Origin of the sequence: Streptomyces sp. NPDC093252 (assembly GCF_040683675.1) — a bacterium.
GTDB lineage: Bacteria > Actinomycetota > Actinomycetes > Streptomycetales > Streptomycetaceae > Streptomyces.
In genome coordinates this window covers 12,746-33,855 of the sequence record NZ_JBFBEM010000014.1, presented here as the reverse complement: position 1 = coordinate 33,855, position 21,110 = coordinate 12,746, and the positions used below count along the sequence as shown (strand labels likewise).

At 69.2% G+C, this 21,110-nt stretch carries 21 protein-coding genes and 1 pseudogene; 11 read left to right on the top strand and 11 right to left on the bottom strand.

All coding sequences use genetic code 11. The annotated features are described in order from the left end of the window. Positions 1-129: 129 nt before the first annotated feature. Positions 130-612, top strand: coding sequence for an NUDIX hydrolase (locus tag AB0O01_RS27130; protein ID WP_365317319.1), 483 nt, complete (start codon positions 130-132; stop codon positions 610-612). A gap of 114 nt (positions 613-726) precedes the next feature. Here the strand turns inward: AB0O01_RS27130 and AB0O01_RS27125 are convergent, their stop codons facing one another. Both AB0O01_RS27125 and AB0O01_RS27120 read right to left on the bottom strand, forming a co-directional pair. Next, entirely contained in the window at positions 727-2,949 is a 2,223-nt protein-coding gene (locus AB0O01_RS27125) for a globin domain-containing protein (RefSeq protein ID WP_365317317.1), read from the bottom strand. A 334-nt stretch (positions 2,950-3,283) separates the two neighbouring features. Next, positions 3,284-3,916 (bottom strand): haloacid dehalogenase-like hydrolase, encoded by a 633-nt coding sequence (locus tag AB0O01_RS27120; protein ID WP_365317316.1) that lies wholly within the window; start codon positions 3,914-3,916, stop codon positions 3,284-3,286. Positions 3,917-4,306: 390 nt separating this feature from the next. On the opposite strand from AB0O01_RS27120, the gene AB0O01_RS27115 reads away from it, so the two are divergent. Then, positions 4,307-5,185, top strand: a complete 879-nt coding sequence (locus AB0O01_RS27115) for a GNAT family N-acetyltransferase (RefSeq protein ID WP_365317314.1) — start codon at positions 4,307-4,309, stop codon at positions 5,183-5,185. Positions 5,186-5,364: 179 nt separating this feature from the next. Here AB0O01_RS27115 and AB0O01_RS27110 read toward each other — a convergent pair whose 3' ends face one another. Continuing rightward, positions 5,365-6,633: an MFS transporter gene (locus AB0O01_RS27110; RefSeq protein ID WP_365317313.1), complete on the bottom strand. Its 1,269-nt coding sequence runs from the start codon at positions 6,631-6,633 to the stop codon at positions 5,365-5,367. A gap of 336 nt (positions 6,634-6,969) precedes the next feature. On the opposite strand from AB0O01_RS27110, the gene AB0O01_RS27105 reads away from it, so the two are divergent. Next, on the top strand, positions 6,970-7,428 hold the full coding sequence (locus AB0O01_RS27105; protein ID WP_365317311.1) for a MarR family transcriptional regulator: 459 nt from the start codon (positions 6,970-6,972) through the stop codon (positions 7,426-7,428). Between the two features lie 9 nt (positions 7,429-7,437). Continuing rightward, positions 7,438-7,890, top strand: coding sequence for a GNAT family N-acetyltransferase (locus AB0O01_RS27100; protein ID WP_365317309.1), 453 nt, complete (start codon positions 7,438-7,440; stop codon positions 7,888-7,890). Between the two features lie 168 nt (positions 7,891-8,058). On the opposite strand, the gene AB0O01_RS27095 is transcribed toward AB0O01_RS27100, so the two are convergent. Beyond that, a complete protein-coding gene (locus tag AB0O01_RS27095; RefSeq protein WP_365317308.1) occupies positions 8,059-9,444 on the bottom strand; it encodes a serine hydrolase domain-containing protein in 1,386 nt (461 codons plus the stop codon). A gap of 165 nt (positions 9,445-9,609) precedes the next feature. On the opposite strand from AB0O01_RS27095, the gene AB0O01_RS27090 reads away from it, so the two are divergent. The 3 genes from AB0O01_RS27090 to AB0O01_RS27080 all read left to right on the top strand — a co-directional run bounded on the left by AB0O01_RS27090 (position 9,610) and on the right by AB0O01_RS27080 (position 11,396). Next, entirely contained in the window at positions 9,610-10,188 is a 579-nt protein-coding gene (locus tag AB0O01_RS27090) for an NUDIX domain-containing protein (RefSeq protein WP_365317306.1), read from the top strand. A 73-nt stretch (positions 10,189-10,261) separates the two neighbouring features. Beyond that, positions 10,262-10,801 (top strand): GNAT family N-acetyltransferase, encoded by a 540-nt coding sequence (locus AB0O01_RS27085; protein WP_365317304.1) that lies wholly within the window; start codon positions 10,262-10,264, stop codon positions 10,799-10,801. A 4-nt stretch (positions 10,802-10,805) separates the two neighbouring features. Next, positions 10,806-11,396 (top strand): DUF4240 domain-containing protein, encoded by a 591-nt coding sequence (locus AB0O01_RS27080; RefSeq protein ID WP_365317302.1) that lies wholly within the window; start codon positions 10,806-10,808, stop codon positions 11,394-11,396. Between the two features lie 63 nt (positions 11,397-11,459). On the opposite strand, the pseudogene AB0O01_RS27075 reads toward AB0O01_RS27080, so the two are convergent. Continuing rightward, positions 11,460-11,669, bottom strand: a pseudogene (locus tag AB0O01_RS27075) (hypothetical protein); the annotation flags it as partial. A 467-nt stretch (positions 11,670-12,136) separates the two neighbouring features. Between AB0O01_RS27075 and AB0O01_RS27070 the strand changes: the two are divergent. The 3 genes from AB0O01_RS27070 to AB0O01_RS27060 all read left to right on the top strand — a co-directional run bounded on the left by AB0O01_RS27070 (position 12,137) and on the right by AB0O01_RS27060 (position 14,589). Continuing rightward, positions 12,137-13,387: a hypothetical protein gene (locus AB0O01_RS27070; protein ID WP_365317301.1), complete on the top strand. Its 1,251-nt coding sequence runs from the start codon at positions 12,137-12,139 to the stop codon at positions 13,385-13,387. A 405-nt stretch (positions 13,388-13,792) separates the two neighbouring features. Then, the gene (locus AB0O01_RS27065) at positions 13,793-14,191 is read left to right on the top strand and encodes a hypothetical protein (RefSeq protein WP_365317299.1); all 399 of its coding nucleotides are present in this window, start codon (positions 13,793-13,795) and stop codon (positions 14,189-14,191) included. Further along, complete coding sequence (locus AB0O01_RS27060) at positions 14,188-14,589, top strand: hypothetical protein (RefSeq protein WP_365317297.1); 402 nt, start codon at positions 14,188-14,190, stop codon at positions 14,587-14,589. The genes AB0O01_RS27065 and AB0O01_RS27060 overlap by 4 nt, the downstream gene beginning before the upstream one ends. 12 nt (positions 14,590-14,601) lie before the next feature. Here AB0O01_RS27060 and AB0O01_RS27055 read toward each other — a convergent pair whose 3' ends face one another. After that, positions 14,602-15,399 (bottom strand): LysR family transcriptional regulator, encoded by a 798-nt coding sequence (locus AB0O01_RS27055; RefSeq protein ID WP_365317295.1) that lies wholly within the window; start codon positions 15,397-15,399, stop codon positions 14,602-14,604. Positions 15,400-15,649: 250 nt separating this feature from the next. Further along, the gene (gene dnaB, locus AB0O01_RS27050; protein WP_365317293.1) at positions 15,650-17,125 is read right to left on the bottom strand and encodes a replicative DNA helicase; all 1,476 of its coding nucleotides are present in this window, start codon (positions 17,123-17,125) and stop codon (positions 15,650-15,652) included. Positions 17,126-17,584: 459 nt separating this feature from the next. On the opposite strand from dnaB, the gene AB0O01_RS27045 reads away from it, so the two are divergent. Continuing rightward, on the top strand, positions 17,585-18,922 hold the full coding sequence (locus AB0O01_RS27045; RefSeq protein WP_365317292.1) for an MATE family efflux transporter: 1,338 nt from the start codon (positions 17,585-17,587) through the stop codon (positions 18,920-18,922). A 299-nt stretch (positions 18,923-19,221) separates the two neighbouring features. Here the strand turns inward: AB0O01_RS27045 and rplI are convergent, their stop codons facing one another. The 4 genes from rplI to rpsF all read right to left on the bottom strand — a co-directional run bounded on the left by rplI (position 19,222) and on the right by rpsF (position 20,959). Then, a complete protein-coding gene (gene rplI / locus AB0O01_RS27040) occupies positions 19,222-19,668 on the bottom strand; it encodes a 50S ribosomal protein L9 (RefSeq protein WP_365317290.1) in 447 nt (148 codons plus the stop codon). Positions 19,669-19,686: 18 nt separating this feature from the next. Continuing rightward, entirely contained in the window at positions 19,687-19,923 is a 237-nt protein-coding gene (gene rpsR / locus AB0O01_RS27035) for a 30S ribosomal protein S18 (RefSeq protein WP_006381652.1), read from the bottom strand. 72 nt (positions 19,924-19,995) lie between these two features. After that, positions 19,996-20,595, bottom strand: coding sequence for a single-stranded DNA-binding protein (locus AB0O01_RS27030; RefSeq protein WP_365317288.1), 600 nt, complete (start codon positions 20,593-20,595; stop codon positions 19,996-19,998). A 73-nt stretch (positions 20,596-20,668) separates the two neighbouring features. After that, the gene (gene rpsF / locus AB0O01_RS27025) at positions 20,669-20,959 is read right to left on the bottom strand and encodes a 30S ribosomal protein S6 (RefSeq protein WP_365317286.1); all 291 of its coding nucleotides are present in this window, start codon (positions 20,957-20,959) and stop codon (positions 20,669-20,671) included. Positions 20,960-21,110: the final 151 nt, after the last annotated feature.

Here is a 21,110-nt window from a genome sequence, read left to right as displayed (position 1 = left end):
GGGACCTTCAAGGACCGGCCTCACGAAGAGCAAGCGTGAACAGCGCATTGCCTCCCGGTTTACGGAACGCACAGGGCACGTGACGCCTCGCGATGTTTCACGTGGAACCAGCCGGGCCACATTTCTCCCATGACCGTCCGACCCGTGGTCAAGCGCACCGCGCGTGCCGTTCTCCTGGACGGAGAAGACCTGATCCTGATCAAGCGCACCAAGCCGGGGATGGATCCGTACTGGATCACTCCCGGTGGCGGGGTCGAGCCGGGCGACACCACTGTCGTCGACGCCCTGCACCGCGAGGTGTACGAGGAACTCGGCGCCAAGATCACCGATGTGGTGCCCTGCTTCGTCGACACTGTCGAGCACATCGGCGAGGACGGCGGCGCGACCGGGGTCAAGGTGCAGCACTTCTTCGTGTGCCACCTCGCCTCGATGGATCCGGCACTGCGCCATGGCCCGGAAGTGGATCAGCCGGCGGGTGAGTACGAGATCGTCCGTGTGCCGTTCACCCGGGTCGGGATCGCGTCCGTGCACCTCGTACCGCTGTCGCTGCGGCACTATCTCGACGGGAACATCGAGGGCGTACGGGCGATGCACGCGCCTGACCTGGGCTGACGGGGAGCGGGGTTCCTGCCTTCTCCGGGGTCACGGACCCCTCGGGCGCCGGTGCGCAGGGGTGTGCGCGCGAGGGCGCGAGCCCTGCCTGGTCAAGGAGCGAGCCCTACCGGGTCAGGGGGCCGCCACCAGTTCCTCCACGGAGTCGTGGCGTATGCGGTCCGAGGGGACGCCGATGTCCCTGAGGGTGGTCACACCGCTGCGGATCATGCCGGGCGGGCCGGAGAGGTAGGCGTCGTACTCGGTCCAGGGGCCGTACTCGCGCAGGGCGTCGGGCAGTTGGAGGCGTGCCTGCTGGTCGATGATCGCGCGCACCGAGAGCCAGGGATGCGCCTGCTGGAGGCGGAGCATCGTGTCGATGTCATAGAGGTCCTGGTCGGTGCGGGCGCCGTAGAACACCTCGACGGACCGCCGCTCGCCGTGCTCGGCGACATCCTCGACCAGCGCCTTGATCGGTGCGATGCCGGTGCCGCCGCCCAGGCACAGCAGTCCGCTGTCCGTGGTGTGGTCCACGGTCATGGACCCGGCCGGCGGGCCGAGGCGTACGACATCGCCGGGGCGGGCGCGGTGCACCAGCGCGTTGGAGACCCAGCCCGCCGGGATCGCCTTGACGTGAAAGGTGAGCAGGCCGTCGGAGCGGGGCGCGGAGGCGAAGGAGTAGTGCCGCCAGACCCGTGGCCACCACGGTGTCTCCAGGCTCGCGTACTGACCGGCGAGGAAGGGGTAGGGCTGGTCGGGGCGGACGGTGAGGACGGCGATGTCCGGGGTACGCGACTCATGCGTGACGACCTCCGCCTGCCACCAGGCCGGGGCGCGCAGTTCGTCGGCCGCGGCGGCGTCGATCATCACCTGCGAGATCGTCGTGTATGCCCGCACCCAGGCCGCCTCGGTCTCCGGGTCCCACACGGCCGCGGCGAACCGGCTCAGGGAACCGATCAAGCATTCACCGACGGCCGGGTAGTGCTCGGCCCTGGTGCCGTACTTGCGGTGGCCCCGGCCCAGATTCTGGAGGTAGTCGACGAGGACCTGCCGGTCGTCCAGGTGCTCCGCGGCGGTCAGCAGCGCCCGGAGGAGCCGGTCCCGCTGGGCGTCCATCGCGGCCGGGAACAGCGACCGCAGATCGGGGTGCCGGACGAAGAGCAGAGCGTAGAAGTACGAGGTGACCTTGTCGGCGACGGGGCCGATCTCGGCCATCGTCCGGCGGATCAGCACGGCGTCGGGCGACCCGGGCTGCTCGGTGAGCCGCGCGAAGGGTTCTGTGGGTGGTGTGGTGCTTTGGGGGGTGGGGGGAGGGGTGGTGAGTTGCAGGGCGGTGGAAGGTGCGGGCGCGAGGTCGGGGCCGGGTCCCTGGGACGTGGACGCCGGGGTCGTGAGTCCCTGGGCAGCGGGCTCAGTCGGCCGCTCGGACGCAAGATGCCGGGAGGGCCGTACGGGGATGTCGGCGCGGGCGCCGGGACGCTGGGCGGGGACGCGCTTCGCGAGGGCCGGGAGCGAGGGGTCGGTGAGCGGCGGGGCCTGGGTGAGGGAGGCGGCAGTCGGGGGCGCGGGGTCTTGGCCTGCCGGTGAAGGGTGAGTGGGAGGCGGCGTTGCCTGGGTGGCTGCGGCGGTTGGGGCAGGTGCTGCGGGTGCCGCTGTGGTCGGCGTGGCTGCGCCGTCCGGGGAGGAGCCTGCGGTCGGCGCGGGCGCGCCCGGCGTAGAAGCCGTTGTGGTCGGCGTGGGTGCGGTCGGCGTAGGGGCCGCTGCGACCCGCTCGGTCGTCGGCGGCGCGCTCGGTATTCGCTCGGCCTCGGGCATGGGGCCCGGGTGCCCCGGCCTGTCCCCGGCGGGGGCGGTGGAGGTGGCGGAGACGGAGGAAGTGGCAGTGGCGGGGGCAGTGCCGGTGACCGTCGCGTCGAACGGAGCCTCGGCCCGGGGCTCCACCTCATCCCCATCCGAGGCATCCACCACATCCACCACATCCACCACATCCACCACATCCACCACATCCACCACATCCACCACATTCATCGCATCCACCACATTCACCGAACTCACCGAACTCACCGCACCCTGCGAGTCCCGCGCACCCACCCCACCCACCGCATCCCGCGCCCCCGGCGACAGACCGCCCGCCCCGCTCGGCGACGCACCGCCCCGCTCGCCCGGCGACACACCACTCGGCTCGTCCCGCGACCCCCCGGAGAGCTTCCGTACCGTCCGCATCCCGGCCAGTCGGCGTCCCTCCACCGCCTCCTGCTCGCTGCCCGGGGCCGGGGCGGGCTGCTTGCGCGGGGTGAACCAACCGCCTCCGTCTCCGGAAGTGCCGTTGTCGGCCGACGTGGTGGTCGGAGCGTCCATGCTGTGCCTCGCCTCGAACATCTTTCGGTCGGTCGGTGCACTTCCTCGGTCGGAAGATGCCTGCTTTCCCTCGAAGACGGCGTGCCGTGTCGACTGCGCGGCCAACTCAGCACATTCAACCCGTATATGCAGTCTGCACGGACAAGAACGGCCAGAGTGTGACATTGGCCGCAGTACGCTCATCCGCTCTGCTTTCGGCCCTGCATCGGGTCGGCGTACGCCCGCACGAGAACCGGAGTCGACCCTACCGGCCACCGCCGGGCGCACAAGTACCCGCTGGCCACGGCATGAAGGGCCAAGCGGGCGGGCAGGGGCGAACCAGCCGTTCCCTCAACTACCGGGCGCGCCGCACCATTTCATAGGCATCCCACAGATCCTTACCCGCGTAGGAATGGGTCGCGATCCCGGCCACATGACGATCGGCGTTGACCGCGACCGACACCGGTACGGCACCGAACAGTTCCCGGTCCGATCCCGAATCCCCGTACGCCACACAGTCGGCCCGGGTCACTCCGAACCGTGCGCAGAGTTGATCAGCGATCCGCACCTTCGCCGCCGCGTCGAGCGCCCCCGCGGGGTCGAGAGGCTCGGTGAACGGCACAGCCGGAAAACGGGATCCGAAGGCCGCGTGCGCTCCCCAGCCGGTCAGCCGTTCCACGAAGAAGGACGGGGAGAGGGAAATGACGGCGCAGTAGTCGCCCGCCCGGCCGATCTCGGCCCAGACCTCACGAATCCGGGCCAGCCAGGGGGCGCTGTCGAAGGCCGCCGTGACCTGCGGATCGGTCAGCTCCGCCCACAGTGTGTAGATCCGCTGCGCGTACTGCGGTGGCCCGATCAGTCCGGCCGCGATCTCCTGCTCCAGCGTCACCGTCTCGGCTTCGAGACCGAGTTGACGCGAGATCTCCAGGGGCGCTGATGTCCCGAACAACAGGGTGCCGTCGAGGTCGAACAGATGCAGTCTCGGCATGACAACCGAGGCTATCCCGAGGCACCCGGTGGCCATCCAGGGGTTCCCGTGCCGATCCGAGTCCTCCGGCGCCAAGCCGAGACACCCGAGGCCGTCCCGGGTCACACATTCAGAGACCCAGCGTTCACGCCACTTCCCCGGCCACCTCAGCCGCCTCGGCCATCTCGGCGACCTCAGCCGCTTCGACGCCCCCCGTTCGCCGATGTTTCACGTGAAACACCCTCCGCCCGTGACCGCAGCAGTCCTCCCCGTCCCGACACGGCCCCGCCTCCGCCCCGTCCCGACACGGCCCCGCCTCCGCCCCGTCCAGGACCCCTCGTGGCCAAATGGCCATACGTGTCAGTCGAAACGGGTGGACGCCGGGGGCGCCCTTCGGACAGCCTGACCTGCGTGCCCACCTCTTCGCTCGCCGATCTGCCCATCCGCCGTCTGAACCGTCGCGATCTTCAGGACTGCGCCGACCTGTCCGAGGACAGGGGGTGGCCACGCGAGGAGCACAAGTGGGGCCTGCTCCTCTCCGCCGGACAGGGGTACGGCATCGACGACCCCGACGGCGGTCTCGTCAGCGCCTGTGTCGTCACCGAGTACGGCCCTCATGGCCGCCCCGACCTCGCGGCCATCGGCATGGTGCTCGTCGCCCGGCGACATGCCCGGCAGGGCGTCGGACGCCGGTTGATGCGCCGTGTCATCGCGGAGAGGGGCACGACCCCGCTGACGCTCCACGCGACCCCGATCGGCCGCCCCCTCTACGAGGAACTAGGCTTCAAGGCGACCGGCGGCGCCGAGATGCTCCGCGGGCACTTCACCCCCGATGGACCCACACCCCGGGCCGCCACCAGGGTCTCCACCAGGGCCGCCACCGCTGAGGACATCTCGGCGCTGCTGCGCCTGGACGGCACGGTGTTCGGCAGCGACCGCACGCATCTGATCACCCGCCTTCCCGCCTTCGCCGATCAGCTACGGGTCGCCGAGGAGGGCGGCCGGATCATCGGCTACGCGGCTGCCTGGCCCACCGTGGACACCCATGTCGTCGGCCCGCTGATCGCCCGGGACACGGAGACAGCGAAGGCCCTCGTCGCCTCCCTCGCCACCCACACGGACCGCCCGCTGCGCACCGACATCGACGTACGGCACACCGAGCTGCTGGCCTGGGCGAAGGAACGCGGGCTGGCGACCGTGGCGTTCAACGCGGTGATGACGTACGGGATCGGCGAGCTGCCGGGGGACTGGAGCCGGCGGTTCGCTCCGCTGACGGTGGCGGCGGGGTGAACGGTCGGCGGGCTGAGTGATCGGTGGGTGGGCTGGGCGATCGGTGGGTGGGCTGGGTGATCGGCAGGCTGGACGATCGGTCGGTGGGCTGGGGCGATCGGTGTGCCGGGCGTCGGCGAGTCGAACGATCGGCCCGCCGACGCCGACGGACCATCGCCGCCCGGATCGTCCGCCCTTCGTCAGATGCCGACCCCCGTGGCAGCCCCCCGCTCCGCCGACGGGTCGCGCGCACCCTCACTCGCACCCGAGCCCGAGCCCACCCCCATCCCCGACCCCGCCACCACCGTGCCCCCCGCCTCCGCCACCGTGCGCCGCTCCAGCGCGGCCGAGACGAGGGCGAGGACGAGTGCCGCCGCGGCAAGCAGCCCGCCGACCCAGTTCGGGGCGGTGTAGCCGAGGCCCGCGGAGATGACGATCCCGCCGAGCCAGGCGGCGAGGGCGTTGCCCAGGTTGAAGGCGCCGATGTTGACGGCCGAGGCGAGCGTCGGGGCGCCGTGCGCCTGGTCGAGCACCCTCTTCTGGAGCGGCGGCACGGTGGCGAAGCCGAGCGCGCCGATCAGGAAGACGCTGATCGCCGAGAGGGTCTTGTCGTGCGCGGCGAGGGTGAAGAGGGCGAGGACGACGGCGAGGGCGCCCAGCGAGACGTAGAGGAGGGGCATCAGGGCGCGGTCGGCGAGTCGGCCGCCGAGGAGGTTGCCGCCGACCATGCCGAGGCCGAACAGAACCAGCAGCCAGGTGACGGAGCCGTCGGCGAAGCCCGCGACCCGGGTCATCATCGGCGCGATGTAGGTGATGGCGGCGAAGACACCGCCGAAGCCCAGCACGGTCATCGCCATCGCCAGCAGGACCTGGGCGTTCTTGAACGCGGCCAGTTCGTGGCGCAGGTGGACGCCGTCCGGCTTGGGCAGGTCGGGGACGAGCCGGGCGATACCCGCCAGGCCGATCACACCGAGCCCGGCGACGACGGCGAAGGTGACCCGCCAGCCCACCGACTGGCCGACGAGGGTGCCCAGCGGCACCCCGACGACATTGGCGACCGTGAGGCCGGTGAACATCATCGCGATGGCACCGGCCTTCTTGGTGGGGGCGACCAGTTCGGCGGCGACGACCGAGCCGATGCCGAAGAAGGCGCCGTGGGCGAGTGAGGCGATCACGCGGCCGGTCAGCATGATGCCGAAGGCAGGTGCCAGGGCGGACAGCAGATTGCCGAGGATGAACAGGCCCATCAGCAGCATCAGCATCCGCTTGCGGGAGATCTTGGTGCCGAGGACGGTCATCAACGGAGCGCCGAGCACCACGCCGAGGGCGTAGCCGGTCACCAGGAAACCGGCTGTGGGGATGGAGACCCCGAAATCGGCCGCGACCTCGGGCAGCAAGCCCATGATCACAAACTCGGTCGTGCCGATTCCGAAGGCCCCGATCGCGAGGGCCAGGAGCGCGAGAGGCATGAGGCAGGTGGACCTTCCAGGGATGGGGCGGGAAGAACCGCGGGGGGAGGAGGACAGCGCCGACAGGCGACCATCGACGCGAGGACTGCCCGCGCGAAGATCGCCGACGAGGACATCGCCGACCGAGTGACCGCCGACAGCGGCAGGCACCGCCCGACAGCAAGGGGCTGACCGGCCACCGGCCACCGGCCACCGAAACGAACACCGAACAGGTAAATTGCAAGTGCGCTTTACCAGCGTCCACATTAATTGCAGACGCGCTATATACGCAAGGGCGGGATATTGCAGCCCTGCTCTATCCTGGTCGTCAGCGGCTCCGGGACGGAGGAGAAACCCATGACAGCGACGGACCCCGCGCTGACCGCCCTCGCCCAGGGCTGGTGCGCCCTCTCCCTGTTGCACGGGAGGATCGAGACGCACATCGAGCGCGCGCTCCAGGCCGGGCACGATCTGAGCGTGCGCGAGTACTCCCTGCTGGACGTGCTCAGCCGGCAGCACGACGGCGACGGCGGCCATCTCCAGATGAAGCAGGTCGCGGACGCGGTCGTACTCAGCCAGAGCGCCACCACCCGGTTGGTCACCCGCCTGGAGGACCGCGGTCTGCTGGAGCGCTATCTGTGCCCGACCGACCGCCGCGGCATCTACACCGATGTCACCGGGGCGGGCCTGAAGCTGCTGGCCGAGGCACGGCCAACGAACGACACCGCGCTGCGCGAGGCGCTCGACCAGGCCGCCCTGAACCCCGAGCTGGCACCGCTGGTCCGGGTCGTCGAGTCCCTGAAGGCGCCCGCGTAGGGTGCGGGCATGGGAGATCTTGAGATACGCCGCGCCACGGCCGGGGACATCCCCGCCATCGTCGCCCTGCTCGCGGACGACCCGCTGGGCGCCCGGCGCGAGTCGCCGGACGACCCCGCCCCCTATCTGACCGCGTTCGAGCGGATCGCCGCCGATCCGCACCAGCACCTGGTCGTCGCCGTCCGCGAGGACCGGGTGATCGGCACCCTTCAGCTCACCGTCGTCCCCGGACTCTCCCGCCGGGGCGCCACCCGCTCGATCATCGAGGCGGTACGGATCCACGCGGACGAGCGCGGCAGTGGGCTCGGTTCGCGGCTGATCGAGTGGGCGGTGGCGGAGTCACGGGAGCAGGGCTGTCAGTTGGTCCAGCTCACATCGGACTCCACCCGGACGGACGCGCACCGCTTCTACGAGCGGCTGGGCTTCACGGCGTCCCATGTGGGGTTCAAGCTCCACCTGTGAGGCAGGCACGGGCCTCGTTGCCGGACGAAGGTGGGCCAGAAGGCCAGATGCCGTGTTTCACGTGAAACAACCAGCACCGGGACCCGGGAACCCACACATCCCCCGCCCACTTCCCCCTCCCCCTCCTCCCCTCTCCCTCTCCCTCTCCCCGGAAATTGGACCTCCCCGTCAGCCCACCCCCTGCCACCCCTCCGGATCCACCCCACCCGGCACCGGAGCGTTCTCGTCGTAGGGCTGCCGGGTGAAGACGAACGACCCGAGGTCGAGATGGCTGAGGGAGCCGTCGGACCGGCGTACGGCCGTCAGCAGTTCTCCGGCGTAGTAGCCCTCCAGCCCGGTCCAGGTGCCGTCGCCGTTGGAGCGGAAGCTCGAACGGCGGCCACCGCCGCTGAACGGCCCAAGGGAGATCGTCCCGTCGGCGGTCACTCGCAGGGCGAAGCCGTTGGTCCCCCAGTACCACTGTCCGGCGAGTTCCAGGACCGCCGGATCGACCTCCCGCAGGGGCCGCCACGGCTCGGGGATCCGAGGCTCGGCCTCGGCGACGATCCGGACCAGGTCGGCGCCGATGAGGGAAATCACCGGCCCGGAGGTGCAGTTGGTCAGCACGACCGCGGCGACATCGTCGTCCACGCTGATGGAGAGGTTCGCCAGGAAGCCGGGCAGCGAGCCGGAGTGGCCGACGAGCAGCCGTCCGTCATGATGCTGGAGCTGGAGGCCCAGCCCGTAGCTGGCCCCGTCGACGACATCGGCCGCCTCGACGGGCGTCGCCGGGACCCGCATCTCGCGTACCGTCCCGGCGCTGAGCACCCGTTCGTCGCCCTGGGTCAGGAAGACGGCGAAACGGGCCAGGTCGGCGATGGTGGACCAGAGCTGGCCAGCGGACGCCATGACCCCGAGGTCCTCAAGGGGCTCGGGGAGCAGCACATCGGCCCAGGGGTGCACGGCCCAGCCCCCGGCGTGCGGGGCCTGCGGCAGACAGCTCGTGCGGTTCAGGCCGAGCGGCTCCAGCACCTCCGCCCTGAGCACCTGCTCCCAGGGCGCGCCCCGCAGCTTCTCCACCAGGGCACCGAGGACGCTGAATCCGGGGTTGGAGTAGTGGAACCTGCGGCCGACCGGATGCCGGAAGGGCTGCTCGCCGAGTACGTCGCTCAGCTCCGGGCGCAGCGAGCCGGGGGTCCGCTCCCACCAGGGCGCGGGCGACTCGGCGGCCAGTCCACCGGTATGGGAGAGGAGCTGGGCGACGGTGACCTCCGCGAGCCCGGTGCCCGGCAGGTGCTTCTCCACCGGGTCGGAGAGGTCGAGCAGCCCCTCGTCGCGCAGCCGCAGGACGAGCACGGCCGTGAAGGTCTTGGAGATGGATCCGATCCTGAACTGCACGTTCTCGTCCGGCACCTGTCCGTCCACGGAACTCCGCGCGCCGGTCCACACCGTCCGCCCGCCCCGCACCACGGCCGCCACCATCGAGGGCGCCCGCCCTTCGACCTGTCCGACGGCGATCCGGTGCAGCAGCGCCCGGCGCGTCTGGGGAAGCAGTTCTTCGTGAGGTGTCGTCATACCCCCAGTCCACCTCCCGAGCCGCCCGACGTCGACCGCATTTGCCCCACGAAACACCCCGAAGCCACCCGGAGAGCCCGGAAGGCCCGCGAAAGGCGCACAGGTGTCCCTCAGGGGGACCCGCAAGCGAGCCACTCGGGATCCCCCTCATGCAACCCTGCCCCCATGGGCGAACAGACCGGCAGAGCCACCACACAGACCGACCCAACCCACCAACCCCGACACCCCCAACAACCCGAGTTGGTCGAGCGGGTGAATGAACGGGACGAGGTCGTGGCGGTCGTGGACCGGGCGGAGGCCATCCGGCGCCGTTGGCTGCACCGCATCGCGACCGTGGTCTGCCGCGACCCCACCGGCCGCATACTCGTCCACCGCCGGCCGTCCGACGCGACCCTGTTCCCGGGCCGGATCAACTGGATGCTCGGCGGCGCGGTGAGCGTGGGCGAGTCCTACGGGTCCGCCGCCGCCCGCGAACTCGCGGAGGAGATCGGCGTAGAGGCGCACCCCCGCTTCGTGCTCAAGTTCCGGTGCGAGGGCGCGATCAGCCCCTACTGGCTGGCACTGCACGAGGTCGTCCTGAACGAACCGATCCGCCCGCACCCCACGGAGGTCGCCTGTCACACCTGGCTGCCGGAGGACGAGGTCCACACCCTGTCCCGCCACGCGCACTTCGTCCCGGACGCCAGAGAGGCCCTCACCCGGTATCGCGCGGCGCCAGGAGGCGGCGAGGACTCGGGGAACTGACCCCGGAAGGCATCCGTCCCCAGTCGGGGCCGAGCCCCGTTCGGCCGGTTCGGCCACCTGTTAGCGTGCGCGGATGGAGCACCTGGGACCCGTGGACTGGCCGCCTGCCCCGATCAGGACCGAGAGGCTCCTGCTGCGTGAGCCCGAGGCCCGGGACCGCGCGGTGTTCGTCGAATTGCTCGCCTCACCGGAGGTCCACACCTACCTCGGCGGCCCCCGGCCGCAGGACGAGCTGGAGCGCGAGATACCCGGGACGCCCGAGCGGTGGCCCGGCAGCTTCGCCGTCGAACTCGACGGATCGATGATCGGCCAGATCCTGCTCAGGCGGGCGCCTCAGCACAGTCGCCCGACCGCTGCGGGGAAGGTCGACCTCGGCTACCTGTTCCTGCCCCGGGCATGGGGCTCCGGGTACGCCGCCGAGGCATGCGCGGCGGCACTCGGCTGGCTCGCCGGAGCACTGCCCGCCGAACCGGTGATGCTCGCCACCCAGACCGCGAACACCCGTTCGCTGCGCCTCGCGGCCAAGCTGGGATTCACCGAGGTGGAGCGCTTCGAGGCATGGGGCGCGGAGCAGTGGCTGGGCACCCGGCCCGCGATCACACCGTCCGGCTGAGCCCGTGGAACTCGACGCCTTCTGGAAAGTCATGGAGGACTGCCGGGAGCAGGCTCACGGCATGGAGTCTCGGTCGGCGTGGTTGAAGGACGAACTCGCGCGAAGGCCCGTGAAGGAGATCGTGGGGTTCCAGGTCTGCCTTGACCGTGTGTGCGAGCAGGCGTTCACCTGGGACCTCTGGGCCGCCGCCGAAAGGATCCTCGGCGGCTGGTGCTCGGACGACGGCTTCTGCTACTTCCGGCTGTGGGCCGTCGGTCTGGGCCACACCGCGTTCGAGCGAGCTGTCCAGGATCCGGACACTCTGGCCGAGACCCCTGAGGTGAGGCGCCTGGCGGGCCGCCCACGAGGGGCATGGGGTGACCACTGGCCGGAGTGGGAGGAACTGGACTACGTCGCAGCCGAGGCCCACGAGCAGACGACCCGTGCGTGCGGTGAGTTCGCCACGTTCCATGAGGCGGTGGACGTCCTCCAGAGGGACGACGAAGCCCTTCGAGATCCGCTGGGGAAGCAATGGGATGTACGGGATGCGGTCGAAGCGTCGCGCAGGCTGCCGCAGTTGAGTTCCACCTTCCCGATCACGATCCGACGACCTTGAGTCGACGGAGAGCCGCTCGCCGGTGAGCCTCCCTCCATTCTCGGCAACGGGGTATGACGGCGGGTCGAAGGTGTCGGGAAGGACGTCGAGGAGACCCCAGATCTGCTCGCCGGTGCTGACGGTCAGCAGTTGCTGGCACCTCCACTGCAGCGGAACCTCGGGACGGTGGGTGAGCCGCTGCACGAGTGTCGGGAACAGGTAGTGCGTCGCTTCTGCGTGAACCCTGCGGATCGGTCGAGCCGGAAAGGAGATCCGGCCTTGGTTGGTTCCCAGCCTCGGTCCCGTGCTTCTCGGATGCTGGCAGCAACGTGGGCTGGGCGGATGGGCACTGCCTCGGCACCCACCCAGTTGCTGGGATGGGCCAGGCCACTGGTGACGATCAAGGTCGTGCCCGCCTGGCTGCCGCTGGCAGCTTCAACCGCATAGGTCAGTGGCGTCCAGCAGAGTCCCTGCATGTAGGAGGGCTTCCTGCGGATCCGCCAGCGGTACTCGATCCCGTCAACGGTTACGCGCCGGGAACCCTTCTTGTTCAGCGCCATCTTCGCCTCCTGCGCCGTGTGGACTCTGATGTGTCGCCGCGGTCGCGAAAAGCAGGTTGCACGCGAACGTACCGAACGTTGTCGCCGACAAGCGCCTTCGGGACTACGGATGGGTTGATCAGCCCATAAGTTGGTGTCAGTGCCGAGCGACCCGGCGCATCGCACCCGCCCCGGGTGCACTCACCGCGATCGGAGAGCACCATGAAGAACAGGGCGTTGTGGCGTGTAGTTGACAACGAGAGTGGTAGCCAGTCCATCGTCAGCACGCCCTCCGAGGCGGTCGCGTTCGTCAACAGCCGGTTCGACACCGATGACGACGACGAGCCGTTCAGCATCACCGAGGTCGGTCCTCTCCTTCCGAAGCCGCTCGGGGTCATCACCGCGTGGGCCGCCGAGAAGGACGGCGAGCGAACCGACGGGCGTACTGCCCCGATCACCATCAGGCCGGTTGTGACGGACAACGCCAGCGAGTGCGATGACGTCGTGCTCTGGGGCGACGTGTACGTCTCCTGGGACCACGACATGTACACCGTCGAGGAGCCGGACAGCGCCGAGTACAGCGAGGCTTACAGCGCAGCCGAGTTGAGCGCGATCCTCGACGAGTACGCCGACGACTACGAGTACGCGCCTGAAGGGCCTGAAGGGCCCGACAGCCACAGGTGGCCGAAACCGGAAGAGTTGATCACCTACGGGGCCCAGGAGTGTGCCAAGCGGTTCGGGCACCTCGACGACGACGCCCTGCTGTGGCTCGCTGCCACCCGCATCACGCTCGCCGTGTGGCGCAACACACCCGTCGAGAACTGGCATGCCGGGAAGAGTCCGCTCCACGACGGCACAATGATGCGGATCAACACGGCAACCACCCGACTCGTGCGCTCGATGCTGTCGTTCGACCATGTCGACTGGATCGATCTCGGTCTCGCGATCGTCAACCCGTCCCGGGTTCTACCGACCGGGCAGTCCGTGCTTGAGCTCGGGCTGGCCTGCCACAACCCTGACGACCCGGCGCACGAGGTTGATCCGCGCGAAGAACTCGCGGAGATGGCACAGGACGCGATCGCTTGGGGGCGAACGTACTGCCTTCGCGAGAAGCAGTTCGGCCTGCGAACCCTGATCGAGTTCTTCTGCGCGTCCGACAACGGCTGGTTCGGAGCGCCGAGTTGGGGGCGCATCGTCGATCGGTTCCTTACGGCTGTCGACGACCGGGAGAGTGCGCACTGGCGTATACACCGGGACAAGCCTTGGTTCGACGAGTGGTTCACCAACCGCCCGACCGACATTGCGGACACCACGGAACTTCGTCGGCTGCTCCATGCCGGGCCCGACCTGCTGTCCGAGGAGGCCGCCGAATGGTGCGTGGATGGCGCCATCGGCTACGTCTGCCAGGACGACCACGCGAACGACTGCTGGCGGTGCGGTATCCCGCTGGCAACGGAGTCCCCCAACGAGTGAATGTGTGCACCCGCATGGAAAAGCAGCAATCCACTGACCGCACTCTCTCCCGCCTACTCGGCGGCCTTCCCTGCTTGGGGAGCCAGTCGCGGCTCCACTGACTGGAGACGTGCGGGTGCTTCTGACAGATCTGTGGCAGCAACGCCGGCCCGGCTGCCTGCCGGTCGGCCACAAGCTCCGTGAGCCCTCCAGGAATGTCTGGGTCCGCTTCCACAGTCCGTCGGGTCTTTGACATCAGCATCACCGGCCTGCCGGTTTCCTGACAACCACGGCTTCCACGACACGGAGGTCGAGCAGGCCTCCGGGCCTCCGGGCCTCCGGGCCTCCGGGCCTCCGGGCCTCCGGGCCTCCGGGCCTCCGGGCCTCCGGGCCTCCGGGCCTCCGGGCCTCCGGGATCATGACACCATGCAACTCCGATACTTCAATCAGACCGGATGGACCGCCATCTTCAAGGGCACTGAGACCGAGATCGGTCGCATGGTGCGCGTGGAGGGATGGGATCCCGCAGCCGGGACAGCGTTGGTGGTCGATCCGCAGCGAGGGGCACTGCGCCAGGTCACGGACTACGTGGACTTCTCCCACTTGGAGCGGGCCGATCAGGTGGTCGCCGCGATACCCGGTGGGGGATGGCGGGCACACTGGACGGATGAAGGGCCGGGTGGATCACCTCTCACGGAGCAGGTGCTGGCCTGGTTGATCACTTCGCAGGGGCGGGCGACTGCCATCACAGTCGACACTCAGGGACATGTGGAGGACGCCGACAGCGCCGACGCCTTCATACCGCCGGGTAAGGAGCTTGAGTGACGGCGTCGATGCCGCAACAGGCGGGCCCGGCGTCCGAGGGTCGGGCTTCTGATGCCGACTGGGAGGCTCCCTACTACCGGGTTCGGGCCACCGGCTTCCAGGTGCTCTTCCTCGTGGAACCGGACGAGGCGATCGAAGAGGTCTGCAATGTCGATGCCGAGGTCCATCTTGCCGACGGGTCGCGCTGGAGTTCCACGATCTTCACTCTCGCCGAGGTGGATCGGCTCATGCGGAGCTGGGAGGCGAGCGGAGAGGCGGTCTCTGGGCAGTGTTTCTTCTGCGCGGACGGGCTGATCGTGCGGAATCTCGGCATCGGCACCATGGTGCGCGTGATTGCCGGGCTGCTGGCATCAGGCGAGTTCGACGGGGTGTTTCGGCGCATTGCCGACCCGGAATGATCATGCCACGTCTCAGGGCATCGTGTTGTCCTGCATCTTTCGAATGGCCTTGAGCACCTTCTTCCCCAGGGGAGTGAGCGTCATGGGCCTACCGCGTTCCGCCCGGACCAGGAGTGGTCCACTGAGTTCTCGTTCGATCTGGTTGATCTGTGCGACGAGGGTGAAGGTGTTGAGGCCGAGGGCTGCTGCCGCCGCGCTGAGGCTGGGCTGGGCGGACGCGGCGGCGAATCGGCTCAGACGTTCGTCGGCGCCTCGGCCGGTGAGTGCGGGCCGGAGGATGCGCGGTGCTCGGCCAGCCTCGTCGGCGGCTCGGAGTGCCTGGTTGTGGCTGGCGCTTCCGCGTGGTCGCAAGGGGATGCTGTGGGTTTTGGCCCAGCGCGCCATGTTCGAGGTGCTCATGCCCTTCTCGCGTGCGAGGTCGGGGAGTGTGCGGTGGCCGTGGACGTACTGCTCGATCAGCCAGTTCCGGTCGGCTGTCCCGCGGGGCTGGTAGTCCTGGGGTCCGTCACGGAGCGGGATGCCGTAGTCGTGTGCGAGAGCGGTCAGCACTTTGCGGGAGAAGCAGGTGGCGGCACTGATCTGGTTGAGGGACTGGTGTTCGTCCGGGTAGAGGCGCGCGAAGTCCTCTCTCGTCAGCTCCCAACGAGCCCTGCGGCGGATCGCCCCTGTTGCGCGGGCAGTGGCCTGGTCCTGTGGAAGGACGGGGGCGGGGTGCTCGTTCAGGACGTAGCGGATCGTCTCGATGCTGGTGCCGAAGACTGCGGCTGCGTACTGCACCGACTTCTTCTGCCAGCGGATGAGGTCATGCAAGTGCGGGAGATCGATGGGGGGCGGGGTCGAGGACCGGGAGGTCCAGTCCGTCGAGCAGAGTGGTAGGTGGCTGTCAGGTACAGGTTCGGCTTCGATGCCGCCGGCTGTCAGGAACTCTCGGGCCGCGTGGTCGAGTTCTGCGGCGAGTTCTGGGGTCTGATGGATCGCAGCGGGGGCGGTCTCGGCCCCGAAGGGCGCCTCGTCCTCCTGGCGGTAGCCGGGTGGGATTTGAGAACCCGCACCACTCCCCTCACGTCTGCGCCATATCCACAAACCGCGAGTAATGCCCCTGAAAAGCCACCGTGATCGTCGCTGTAGGACCGTTTCGGTGCTTGGCGACGATCAGGTCGGCCTCGCCCGCGCGGGGGGACTCCTTCTCGTAGGCGTCCTCGCGGTGCAGGAGGATGACCATGTCGGCGTCCTGCTCGATGGAGCCGGATTCCCGCAGGTCGGAGACCATCGGCTTTTTGTCCGTGCGCTGTTCGGGGCCTCGGTTCAACTGTGAGAGGGCGATGACCGGGACCTCCAGCTCCTTGGCGAGCAGCTTGAGGTTACGGGACATGTCCGAAACCTCCTGCTGACGGCTCTCGGAGCGCTTGGAGCCGCCCGCCTGCATCAGTTGGAGATAGTCGATGACGACGAGCCGGAGGTCATTGCGCTGCTTGAGGCGGCGGCACTTCGCGCGGATCTCCATCATCGACAGGTTCGGCGAGTCGTCGATGTAGAGCGGGGCCGCCGAGACATCCGGCATCCGGCGGGCCAGCCGGGTCCAGTCCTCGTCGGTCATCGTGCCCGAGCGCATATGGTGCAGCGCCACCCGCGCCTCGGCCGAGAGCAGACGCATCGCGATCTCGTTGCGCCCCATTTCGAGCGAGAAGATGACACTCGGCAGATTGTTCTTGATCGACGCGGCCCGCGCGAAGTCCAGTGCGAGTGTCGACTTGCCCATGGCGGGACGGGCGGCGATGACGATCATCTGGCCGGGGTGCAGACCGTTGGTGAGGGAGTCGAAGTCCGTGAAGCCGGTCGGTACGCCGGTCATCTCGCCCGTGCGCGAGCCGATCGCCTCGATCTCGTCGAGCGCGCCCTCCATGATGTCGCCGAGCGGCAGATAGTCCTCGCTGGTGCGCTGCTCGGTGACGGCGTAGATCTCCGCCTGGGCGCGGTTGACGATCTCGTCGACATCGTCGTCGGCCGCGTATCCCATCTGGGTGATGCGCGTGCCCGCCTCCACCAGGCGGCGCAGCACCGCCCGCTCGTGCACGATCTCGGCGTAGTACTCGGCGTTGGCCGCCGTCGGCACCGTCTGCACCAGGGTGTGCAGATAGGACGCCCCACCGACCTTGTTGATCTCACCGCGCTTGGTCAGCTCCGCGGCGATGGTGATCGGGTCGGCCGGCTCGCCCTTGGCGTAGATGTCGAGGATCGCCTGGTAGATCGTCTCGTGCGCGGGTTTGTAGAAGTCATGGCCCTTGAGGATCTCCACGACATCGGCGATGGCGTCCTTGGAGAGCAGCATGCCGCCGAGCACGGACTGCTCGGCGTTGAGGTCCTGGGGCGGAACCCGCTCGAAGGACGTCCCACCGCCCTCCCACTCGCCGCTGTCCCGTCCCCGGTCGTGCTGGTCGTCACGCCCGCGCCCGCCCTCGCCGCGGCGCCGGGAGGGCGGACGATCGCCTGGACCGCTGTCGGCCCACGGGTCGTCCAAGGGCTCGGAAATACTCACCGAGCCACCTCCTCCCGTCCGCCGAGCGGACCTCGCCGTGCCCTTCATTTCTACGGCACGGCACTGACAAATAAGAGGCCCGGCTCCGGTTGTGGCGCGTCGGTTTTATGACGGTTCGTCAGCCGTCAGAGGGAGAGGGCGCCGGACCACGTTAGGCCCCTCGGCACCGTCAGCCAATCTGGTTATCCACAGGCCATGTGGACGACGCCCCGGATGCTGTGGAGAAGTCCCCGAAACCTGTGCACGACCCGGTGGACAGCGCTGTGAACAAGCCCGGCCGACCCCCGACACAGTATCCCTGACCTGCAACTTCACCATCCACCGGCTGTGCAGAAGAAAAACTTCCCCAGTCGGCCCAAGATCACTTCAAGCCGTACGGAGGAACACACACACCGCAACCACAAGTAAGGGTCGCAATCGCTTTGCATCTCTTACCTGTGGACGATTACATTTGTGCTCATGACACAGGCTCCCGCGACACCCAAGGCTGCCCGGCGCCGGCACGACCGCGAGATCGTCGCGCTGGCCGTCCCGGCCTTCGGCGCACTCGTCGCCGAGCCTCTGTTCGTCCTCGCCGACAGCGCCATCGTCGGCCATCTCGGCACCGCCCAACTCGCCGGACTGGGCGTCGCCTCCGCCCTGCTGCTGACCGCCGTGAGCGTCTTCGTCTTCCTCGCCTACGCCACCACCGCGGCCGTCGCCCGCCGGGTCGGCGCCGGTGACCTCCCGGCCGCCATCCGCCAGGGCATGGACGGCATCTGGCTGGCCCTGCTGCTCGGCGCCGCCGTCATCGCCGTCGTCCTGCCCACCGCCCCGGACCTCGTCGGCCTCTTCGGCACCTCCGAGACGGCCACCCCCTACGCCATCACCTATCTGCGCATCTCCGCGCTGGGCATCCCGGCCATGCTCGTCGTCTTCGCCGCGACCGGCGTCCTGCGCGGCCTCCAGGACACCCGGACCCCGCTCTACGTCGCCCTCGCCGGCTTCATCGCCAACGCCGTCCTCAATGTCGTCCTGGTCTACGGCGCCGGGCTCGGTATCGCCGGATCCGCCTGGGGCACGGTCATCGCCCAGTGCGGTATGGCCGCCGCGTATCTCTTCGTCGTCATCCGGGGCGCCCGCCGCCATGGCGCCTCCCTGCGCCCCGACGCCGCCGGGATACGCGCCTCCGCCCAGGCAGGCGTCCCCCTTCTGGTCCGTACGCTGTCCCTGCGCGCGATCCTGATGATCGCCACCGCCGTCGCCGCGGGGCTCGGGGACGCCGATATCGCCGCCCATCAGATCGTTCTGTCGCTGTGGAGCCTGCTCGCCTTCGCCCTCGACGCCATCGCCATCGCCGGGCAGGCCATCATCGGGCGCCATCTGGGCGCCGGGGACGTGGAGGGAGCCCGGCAGGTCTGCCGCCGGATGGTCGAGTGGGGGATCGCGGTGGGCGTCGGCCTCGGTCTCCTCGTGATCGCCGCCCGCCCGCTCTTCCTGCCCCTGTTCACCAGCGACAGCGCCGTCACCGACGCGGCCCTGCCCGCACTGATCGTCGTGGCCCTCTCGCAGCCGATCTGCGGGGTGGTCTTCGTCCTGGACGGCGTCCTGATGGGTGCGGGCGACGGACGCTATCTGGCCTGGGCCATGATCCTCACCCTGGCCGTCTTCGCCCCGGTCGCCCTGCTGGTCCCGACCCTCGGCGGCGAACTGACCGCACTGTGGCTGGCCATGACACTGATGATGACCATGCGACTGCTGACCCTGTGGTGGCGCACCCGCTCCGGCCGCTGGATCGTCACGGGCGCGGCCCGCTGACCGGGGCAACCGAACCACCCGTCCGCCTCATCGGCACCGGGCAGGGCTCCCGCCGCCCGGGGTACCCGCCCAAATTCCACGGCACCCCACACCCAGCGGACCACACCCGCACCCCACACCCCGCACCCCAACCCCAGCGGAGCGCCCACCCATGCCCCGCTCACCCCAACCGCCCCGTTTCACGTGAAACATCACCGGCGCGACCGCTCGGCCGGCCCCTGATCCGGCCATGCAGAAGGGCCGTACCCGGCGGAGTACGGCCCTTCCATCAGCTCAGCAACTGCACCGAGCGCGCGGCGTCAGGCCGCGATCACCTCGATGTTGACCTTCGCGGCCACCTCGGGGTGCAGACGCACGGACGTCTCGTGGGCGCCCAGGGTCTTGATCGGGGAGCCCAGCTCGATCCGGCGCTTGTCGACCTCGGGACCGCCGGCGGCCTTGATCGCCGAGGCGATGTCGGCCGGGGTGACGGAACCGAAGAGCCGACCGGCGTCGCCGGAGCGGACGGCCAGACGGACCTTCACACCCTCGAGCTGGGCCTTCACGGTGTTGGCCTGCTCGATGGTCTGGATCTCGTGGATCTTGCGCGCACGACGGATCTGCGCGACGTCCTTCTCGCCACCCTTGGTCCAGCGGATAGCGAACTTCCGCGGGATCAGGTAGTTGCGAGCGTAACCGTCCTTGACGTCGACGACGTCGCCCGCGGCACCGAGGCCGGTGACCTCGTGGGTGAGGATGATCTTCATGTCTCGGTCACCCTTCCCTTAGCGCGCGGTGGAGGTGTAGGGCAGCAGCGCCATCTCACGGCTGTTCTTGACGGCCGTGGCGACGTCACGCTGGTGCTGCGTGCAGTTGCCGGTCACGCGGCGGGCACGGATCTTGCCGCGGTCGGAAATGAACTTCCGCAGCATGTTCGTGTCCTTGTAGTCCACGTACTGGACCTTGTCCTTGCAGAATGCGCAGACCTTCTTCTTCGGCTTGCGCACAGGCGGCTTCGCCATGGTGTTTCTCCTGTGTGATCAAGAAGTGTGGGTACGACCCGCCTTCGACCACGGGCACCGGGCCCGTCGGTACTAGAAGGGGGGCTCGTCCGAGTAGCCGCCGCCACCGCCGCCGCCGGAGCTGGAGCCTCCGCCCCAGCCACCGCCGCCGCCCTGGTTGCCACCGGCGGGAGCGCCGGTCGCCCAGGGGTCGTCGGCCGGAGCGCCGCCCTGCTGACCGCCACCGGAGCCACCGCCCCAGCCGCCGCCCTGCTGGCCGCCGCCACCGCCGCCGCCGAAGCCGCCGCCACCGCCCTGGCCACCCCGGCCGCTGGTCTTGGTGACCTTGGCCGTGGCGTTGCGCAGGCTGGGCCCGACTTCCTCGACGTCCAGCTCGTAGACCGTGCGCTTCACACCCTCACGGTCCTCGTAGGACCGCTGCTTCAGCCGGCCCTGCACGACGACGCGCATGCCTCGCTGGAGCGACTCGGCGACGTTCTCCGCCGCCTGGCGCCAGACCGAGCAGGTCAGGAACAGGCTCTCGCCGTCCTTCCACTCGTTCGTCTGGCGGTCGAAGGTGCGGGGAGTGGACGCGACACGGAACTTCGCGACGGCCGCACCGGACGGGGTGAAGCGCAGCTCGGGGTCGTCGACAAGATTGCCGACGACCGTGATGACGGTCTCGCCTGCCATGGGTGAACCTCTCGGCGGGTTTGCTGCTGGCTGCTTGCTGCTACTCGAATCCCGGGATCCTCTGAGCCGAGGCTCAGTGGGTCTCGGGGCGGAGGACCTTGGTCCGGAGGACCGACTCGTTCAGGTTCATCTGGCGGTCGAGCTCCTTGACGATCGCGGGCTCGGCCTGCAGATCGATGACCGAGTAGATGCCCTCGGGCTTCTTCTTGATCTCGTACGAGAGACGACGACGGCCCCAGGTGTCGACCTTCTCGACCTTTCCGCCGCCGTCACGGACGACAGAAAGGAAGTTCTCGATCAGCGGAGAGACAGAGCGCTCCTCAAGATCGGGGTCGAGGATGACCATCACCTCGTAGTGACGCATGTGGAACCCACCTCCTCTGGACTCAGCGGCCACGGTCGTTCCGTGGCAGGAGGGTTGTGATGCGTACGCAACGGTATCGGGCGCCACTGACAATCGAGGGTCGTCGGGGCGTTCCCGCTCCGGACCTGGGCAGTGTGCTCCGGCCCCGGAC